This window comes from Streptococcus sp. IsoGale021, assembly GCF_031142795.1.
In the GTDB taxonomy this organism is placed as follows: Bacteria; Bacillota; Bacilli; order Lactobacillales; family Streptococcaceae; genus Streptococcus; species Streptococcus hominis.
In genome coordinates this window covers 300,209-306,809 of record NZ_JAKZJH010000001.1, presented here as the reverse complement: position 1 = coordinate 306,809, position 6,601 = coordinate 300,209, and the positions used below count along the sequence as shown (strand labels likewise).

The 6,601-nt window shown below is 35.1% G+C and carries 8 protein-coding genes; all 8 read right to left on the bottom strand.

Going from position 1 to position 6,601, the window contains the following annotated elements; translation table 11 throughout:
- Positions 1-34: 34 nt before the first annotated feature.
- Complete coding sequence (locus tag RG565_RS01630; RefSeq protein ID WP_059221510.1) at positions 35-508, bottom strand: sigma-70 family RNA polymerase sigma factor; 474 nt, start codon at positions 506-508, stop codon at positions 35-37.
- 204 nt (positions 509-712) lie between these two features.
- Complete coding sequence (gene ftsH / locus RG565_RS01625; RefSeq protein WP_003029496.1) at positions 713-2,683, bottom strand: ATP-dependent zinc metalloprotease FtsH; 1,971 nt, start codon at positions 2,681-2,683, stop codon at positions 713-715.
- Between the two features lie 20 nt (positions 2,684-2,703).
- Complete coding sequence (hpt, locus tag RG565_RS01620) at positions 2,704-3,246, bottom strand: hypoxanthine phosphoribosyltransferase (protein WP_003029498.1); 543 nt, start codon at positions 3,244-3,246, stop codon at positions 2,704-2,706.
- Between the two features lie 5 nt (positions 3,247-3,251).
- Positions 3,252-4,529 carry a tRNA lysidine(34) synthetase TilS gene (gene tilS, locus RG565_RS01615; RefSeq protein ID WP_268732163.1) on the bottom strand — a complete coding sequence of 426 codons (1,278 nt, stop codon included), beginning with the start codon at positions 4,527-4,529 and terminating at the stop codon, positions 3,252-3,254.
- Positions 4,526-5,806, bottom strand: a complete 1,281-nt coding sequence (locus RG565_RS01610) for a serine hydrolase (protein WP_247936922.1) — start codon at positions 5,804-5,806, stop codon at positions 4,526-4,528. The genes tilS and RG565_RS01610 overlap by 4 nt, the downstream gene beginning before the upstream one ends.
- Positions 5,799-5,927 (bottom strand): SP_0009 family protein, encoded by a 129-nt coding sequence (locus RG565_RS01605; RefSeq protein ID WP_101749849.1) that lies wholly within the window; start codon positions 5,925-5,927, stop codon positions 5,799-5,801. The genes RG565_RS01610 and RG565_RS01605 overlap by 8 nt, the downstream gene beginning before the upstream one ends.
- 2 nt (positions 5,928-5,929) lie before the next feature.
- Positions 5,930-6,298, bottom strand: a complete 369-nt coding sequence (locus RG565_RS01600; RefSeq protein ID WP_003026832.1) for a septum formation initiator family protein — start codon at positions 6,296-6,298, stop codon at positions 5,930-5,932.
- Positions 6,291-6,557: an RNA-binding S4 domain-containing protein gene (locus tag RG565_RS01595; RefSeq protein WP_003029504.1), complete on the bottom strand. Its 267-nt coding sequence runs from the start codon at positions 6,555-6,557 to the stop codon at positions 6,291-6,293. The genes RG565_RS01600 and RG565_RS01595 overlap by 8 nt, the downstream gene beginning before the upstream one ends.
- Positions 6,558-6,601 lie beyond the last annotated feature (44 nt).

Here is a 6,601-nt window from a genome sequence, read left to right as displayed (position 1 = left end):
TGTGACCTTTGAAAAAGAAAAGTTCTGACTTAGTTTAATCACTATAGTCTTTTAAGTAGGCTCTTAATTCTCGAATCATAGCTTGGCGGCCTTTGAACCGTTCATCGGCTAGTAAGCGCTCGTACTGCTCTTGTTTCTCTGGACTCAGTTGAGCTTGGTAACTCTTTAGCTGGTCTCGGAGAATCACCAATTCATCCAGATATAGTTCTTTCAGGCTGAGCTTGTGACCAATCTCGCTCACTTCTTCATAAGCTTGACGGTCCAGTTTGCGTTTTTGGCTTTCCTGTTTACGGAGGATGTCCAGGATATGATTACGGAACTTGGTCTTATAGTAAACATAGAGCTGACTTTCTGACTCTACCAGCTGCGGATAGCGACTCACCAACTGATAGAGCACCAACATGCCCTCTTGTTCCCAATCGCTTAATTCCCACAGGTGGACATAATATTCCCTCCGACACTTCAGCACAATTCCTCTCACCTTGGCATATAACTCCTTGAACTCCATTTCCTTCTCCTTCCTTGCTCTTACCTCTTAAGGATAGCATGAAGGAGAACCCTTTGGTTTTCTGGTAGCTATTCTACTCTTTTTGGTTTCTATTTCGTACTTCTTAATACACCTATCTATCTCTTCAGGTACTTTTACATACTTTTCAGCGGATAATGTTAAAACCCTCTGATTTTAAATCAAAGAGTTTTAACATTTTATAATTTATTCTGGTTTTTGCTCTTCCATTTGAGATTTCACTTCATCATAGCTCAAAGCATGTGAAGAACTTGCATTTGGTTCATCAGGCATTTCGCCAGTTTCATATAATGATTTGATTTGATGACTATCAAGTGTTTCGTATTTAAGAAGAGCTTCCGCAATTAATTTATGCTTTTCGCGATTTGATTGGATAATTTCTGCTGCTTTGTTGCGCGCTTCATTAAGCAAATTACGAACTTCTTCATCAATTTCATATGCAGTTTGCTCTGAAATTGATTTTTGTGGGCTCGCAGCGCCAAACATCGCATGGTTTCCTTCATATTGAACCGGACCGAGTTTTTCACTCATACCATACTCTGTTACCATCGCACGTGCCATTTGTGTAGCTTGTTCAAAGTCATTTGAAGCACCTGTAGTTTGGACGTTAAAAATAATTTCTTCAGCAACACGTCCCCCCATAAGTCCTGCCAATTGCTCTTTCATATCTTCTTTAGATAAAAGAGTCTGATCTTCTTTCGGAAGAGCAATCATATATCCACCTGCACGACCACGAGGTACAATGGTTACCTTGTGAACGACACGTGCATTTGATAAAACAAGACCAACAATCGTATGTCCTGCCTCATGATAAGCGACAATTTGCCGATCACGTTGTGAAACTGTCTTATCTTTTTTAGACGGTCCTGCAATAACACGATCTTCTGCTTCATCTATATCGGAAGCATCAATAACTTTTTTATTTCGACGCGCTGCGACAAGAGCCGCTTCATTTAACACATTTTCCAAATCAGCACCAACAAAACCAGGCGTTTGTTGAGCAACTAGTTTTAAGTCAACATCTTCAGCAAGAGGTTTATTTCTAGCATGAACACGAAGGATAGCTTCACGACCTTTTACATCTGGTTGCCCAACAAGAACTTTACGGTCAAATCGACCAGGACGCAGAAGCGCCGGATCTAGCACATCACTACGGTTTGTTGCTGCAATAACAATAATTCCTTCATTACCTTCAAAACCATCCATCTCAATCAGAAGTTGATTAAGGGTTTGCTCGCGCTCATCATTTCCTCCACCGAGACCAACACCACGTTGACGACCAACAGCATCAATTTCATCAATAAAGATAATCGCTGGAGCTGCCTTTTTTGCATCTTCAAAAAGAGAGCGAACACGGCTAGCACCGACACCGACAAACATTTCAACGAAATCTGAACCTGAAATACTAAAGAATGGAACTCCTGCTTCACCAGCGACGGCTTTTGCAAGAAGAGTTTTACCAGTTCCTGGAGGGCCTTCAAGAAGAACACCAGCTGGTATGCGAGCCCCTAGTTTTGTATAACGTTTAGGATCTTTTAGAAATTCAACAACTTCAACTAGTTCTTGTTTTTCTTCTTCCGCACCTGCTACATCAGAAAAGCGTACTTTTATATCTTCTTTGTTTGTCGCACGCGCTTTATTACGTCCAAAACTCATAGCTCCACGCGCTCCACCGCCTCCACCTTGATTCATCATAGAGAACAGGAAGAAAGCAAAGATGGCAAATGGCACCAGAGTTGTCAGCACCTGAATCCAGACACCACTTGAACTTTCACGTTTAATGGTGATTTCAGTTCCCTTATCTGAAGCTAATTTTTGTAATTCAGCTACCGTTAAATCTGAAGGTAGAATAACACTAGTAAAGCGGCTTACAGAGGTAGAAGAAGGAGTAAAAAACTGAATACCACTATTATCCTTTACCTTCTTTTCTTTCTTATAAGTACCTGCAACTTCAATAACACTACCATTTGGCTGATAGCTAATATCCTTTACATTTCCATTTCTAATTTCTTTAACTAACTCAGTATAGTTAATTTGTTGGCTGCGACCTACAGAACTTCCAGCTGAAAAATACTGAAAACCTGTAATAACAACAACAATGATTAAAATATATAGGAAAGGATTTTTTATAAAACCATTATTTTGTTTATTTTTCATCTATCTATCAATATACCTTTTTATTTTGTATAAACTTCTTCTTTTAAAACCCCTACATATGGTAGATTTCGATAGTTTTCATCAAAATCTAGACCATAACCAACTACAAATTCATTTGGAATTGTAAAACATGTGTAATCCGCTTCAATATCAACTTTTCGTCCTGCCGGCTTGTCTAAAAGTGTAGCAATTTTAACAGACGCAGCTTTTTTCTCTCTAAATAATTCACACAGACTTTTCAATGTTTTTCCCGTATCAATAATATCTTCGACAAAAAGAATATGACGTCCAGCAATATCTTGATCAATATCTTTAATAATATTGATAACACCACTACTAGATGTTCCACCATGATAGCTTGACACTAACATAAAATCCATTTCAATATGGGTATCAACATGCTTTATCAACTCTGCCATAAAAGGAATGGAACCTTTTAGAATTCCTACAAATATAGGATTTTTCCCTGCATAATCACTAGTTAATTGAGCTCCTAAATTTTGTGCTGCTGCCACGATCTCATCATGTGAAACCAAAACTTTCTTAATATCTTGTTCTAGCATCTTCTTTACCTATCTAAATTTTGAATATAAAGTTTGTTATACATTATATCATTTTTTTGACTCTTACTCAAATCACATGTTACGATTCCAGCAATTGCTAAGATTTCCCCGTTTTGTTCAATAACAATAGCATTTTTTCTTTGATCTATAGGAATTTTTTGATCAATAAAATACCGACGAAGCTTTTTATGGTGTTGATTCAAAATAATTTCATCTTGTTCTTTTCTATGTCGAAGTAAAATTTCTGTTTCACGTGAAACAAACACTTCTTGGATGTTTTTTCCATGAAGTTCTTTTCCAAAAGAAAAGCGATAATGACCATATTCCACAATATCGTTATATTTTAACAAAATTGAATCCACTTTTAAATCAGACTGTGGACTGATTTTACGAATCTCAAAGGAATCATAATTTTTATAGAGTTCGTAACCCGCTTTAAGTGGTTGCTGATAATTAGATTGCTTGTTCAAGATTGCTAAAATATCAGAAAATTGTGCTTTACTGAGCTGCAAATCAGGAAATTTCTTTAAATAAGCCTGTAGCAAAAAACTTTGCACAGAGTAAGGTTGAGATTGAAATTCCTGCAGATTCGTCGCTACAATATTTTTAGTTAAATATGCTAATGCATCTTGCATTTGAGAAATTTCTGTTCCCAATTCTATTAAATGCTTCCTAAACTGCGGATTTTCTTGTTCTAACAATGGAAAATACTCATTTCGAATTCGATTGCGCAAATAATGGTTCTCTTGATTTGTCCAATCCTCAAAATGAAAAATAGGAGGGAAATTTGATTTTTGAAAAGAAAGCAACGGTCTTATCAATTCTCCATTTGCAAATTTTTGTTTTTCTTTCATTCCTGAAATATGAAATAAACGGCTGCCACGAAGAATTCTCATAAAAATCGTTTCTGCTTGGTCATCAGCATGGTGTGCTGTTACCAAAGCTGTGCAATTTTCTTCTAACATAATTTTTTTGAAAAAAGCATAGCGAAAATCACGCGCTTTTTGTTCTGAGAATGGTCCAGAAAAACTTGATGTAAAAATGCTTACACCAAGTTTCGTTGCTATTTTTTTTAGTTCTTCTTCCTCAAAATCAGATTCCTCTCTCACTCCATGATTAACATGAGCAAGATAAATTTCTATTTCTAGTTTTTCGCGATATTTATAAAGCCAGTCAAGCAAAGTCATAGAATCTAATCCACCAGAAATAGCAAGTAAAACTTTTCTATGATGTCTGAAATAGCCTTTTTTTTGCACCATTTGAAAAAATTGTTGTTCTATCATTTCAAAACCTCATAAATATCATCTGCAATTTTAGAAATGGTGTCATAATCAGAATGATTTGTAAAAATAGACAGAACAAAAGGAGAATTAGCATAAACAATTGCAACATCATGCTTAAAATCATAAGCATCCCCAATTTTATGAGCCACTTTTACATTTATATTTTTAGAAATACGCTGCTCATCAAAATTTGTTTGTGATAGTGCATTGATAATGTCCCCATTTTGTTCATAGATAGCTTCCATCACATTTCCTGCCATCCTTGCTGAAGCATCGCGTTTTTCCACATCCCATTTTTTCCCAGCGATTTGCTCAATTGTTGCTTGATAAGCGCTGTCTGATTGATTAGTAATATAATATCCTAAAATATTTGTAGCTGCATTATCCGATTCTTTTGCGATATGGTTCATCAATTCCTGAATGCTGTATTCCTTATTATCTGATTTTTTAGAAATGCTTCCACTACCTTCTGTATCATAAGCACCTGAATAGTCATTTACAGCAGGAATATATTTTAAACCAGAAGATGGCTTGTATTTTCCTTCATTTAATTGCTTCTGCGCATAATAGAGAATGGGAAGTTTTGCCACACTAGCAGAATACATTTCCAAATCTGGGTTGATACCAGCAGTTTTCCCAGAATCTAGTTGTTTTACATAGATAGAATAGTCTACTTTATTGTACTTGATTGTTAAGATTTCTTGAACTTTATCCATACGATTATCTGTATCAGATAGATATTTTACATCAATCCAACCTTTGCCCTCAACATAAGCATATTTTCCTGATGTCGTCTCAGCAAGTTGAGTAATTTTCACTGGATGATACGGTAATAAATTCGTCTTCACTTCCTTTGTTCCATTTACAAAAGCTTGGTTGTAAACTACAAAAGACGGTTTGAGCCACATTGTTTGTGAAACATCTTCACTAGATTGGACAATATCATCATAAATCATTCGTTTATCAGCAGGAATGAATTGTCCATTTGCGAGTTTAAAAACTGGGAGTCCTTGTTCATTGACTTGTAAGTCAGAAAGTTTAATTGGTGTATTCGGAGTTAAACTCCCAGCAACTTTTTCTAAATTTAAGGATGTATAAGTTGGAATTTGCTCATAAACATTTGGATTGGTTGGAAGGTCAGTGTAATAGTTACTGTAGGTCGTACTAGTAATTTCATACTGTTGCTTTGCGGTCAATTTTACATCTTGTTCTGTACTTACTACTACTTTTGCAGTGAAAAATGCTGGCAACAATAATAGAAATAGCAACTTACGCATGCTCTCCCCCTTCCTTTTTAGTCTCTTCTAATTTTAAAGTCTGATTTTTTCTGGACAATTCTTCTAATTTTTCATCAGAAAACTCCAAAAATTGTTCAATCATTTTTAATAAATTTTCCATCCTTACTGTGGCAACAATCCTGGGATTGTATAGATATATTCCCCTTGTTTAGAATAATAATATTTAGCACGTGCATATTTAGCAGCATATTCTTCATCTTTTAATTTATTAGCAAAAGCTTTTTGAGATTCTTTTTCGTTGCTTATTTCTTCGTATCTCTTTTGTAAATGCGTCAATTGTGTTCGACGTTCTAATAAATTTCGATAACTTTGAACCAAATTAAATGTCGGTAAAATGAACAATAAGATGACTAAAATCAATACCCAACCCATAAAGCGATTCTTTTTTCTTCTTTCTTGCTCTAAATAACGACGATGTTGGTTTTCATCTTGTATATAGCGATTATTTAATTGAACAATATTTCTAGCCATCTACTTCTACCTTTGTTTCTTTTATAATTTCGTACATTTTAGTGGCATCTTCTTTTTTAGTACTATCTTTCATTTCTAGAACCCGAACTAATAAAATTTTATTTCCAAAACGAATCTCTATTTCGTCATTGATTTTTAAATCTGTTGAACTTTTAGCTAAAATTCCATTTACTTTAATTCTTCCCTTATCGGCCACCTCTTTAGCAATAGGACGACGTTTTATAATACGGGATACTTTTAAATATTTATCTAATCTCATAAAGTTACCTCAATTTATTATTTTACCATTTTTTAAGAAAATAT

Bases quoted from the DNA above. Each gene is read 5' to 3' on its own strand.
- RG565_RS01630 (WP_059221510.1), bottom strand. From the start codon at position 508: ATGGAGTTCAAGGAGTTATATGCCAAGGTGAGAGGAATTGTGCTGAAG.
- ftsH (WP_003029496.1), bottom strand. From the start codon at position 2,683: ATGAAAAATAAACAAAATAATGGTTTTATAAAAAATCCTTTCCTATAT.
- hpt (WP_003029498.1), bottom strand. From the start codon at position 3,246: ATGCTAGAACAAGATATTAAGAAAGTTTTGGTTTCACATGATGAGATC.
- tilS (WP_268732163.1), bottom strand. From the start codon at position 4,529: ATGATAGAACAACAATTTTTTCAAATGGTGCAAAAAAAAGGCTATTTC.
- RG565_RS01610 (WP_247936922.1), bottom strand. From the start codon at position 5,806: ATGCGTAAGTTGCTATTTCTATTATTGTTGCCAGCATTTTTCACTGCA.
- RG565_RS01605 (WP_101749849.1), bottom strand. From the start codon at position 5,927: ATGGAAAATTTATTAAAAATGATTGAACAATTTTTGGAGTTTTCTGAT.
- RG565_RS01600 (WP_003026832.1), bottom strand. From the start codon at position 6,298: ATGGCTAGAAATATTGTTCAATTAAATAATCGCTATATACAAGATGAA.
- RG565_RS01595 (WP_003029504.1), bottom strand. From the start codon at position 6,557: ATGAGATTAGATAAATATTTAAAAGTATCCCGTATTATAAAACGTCGT.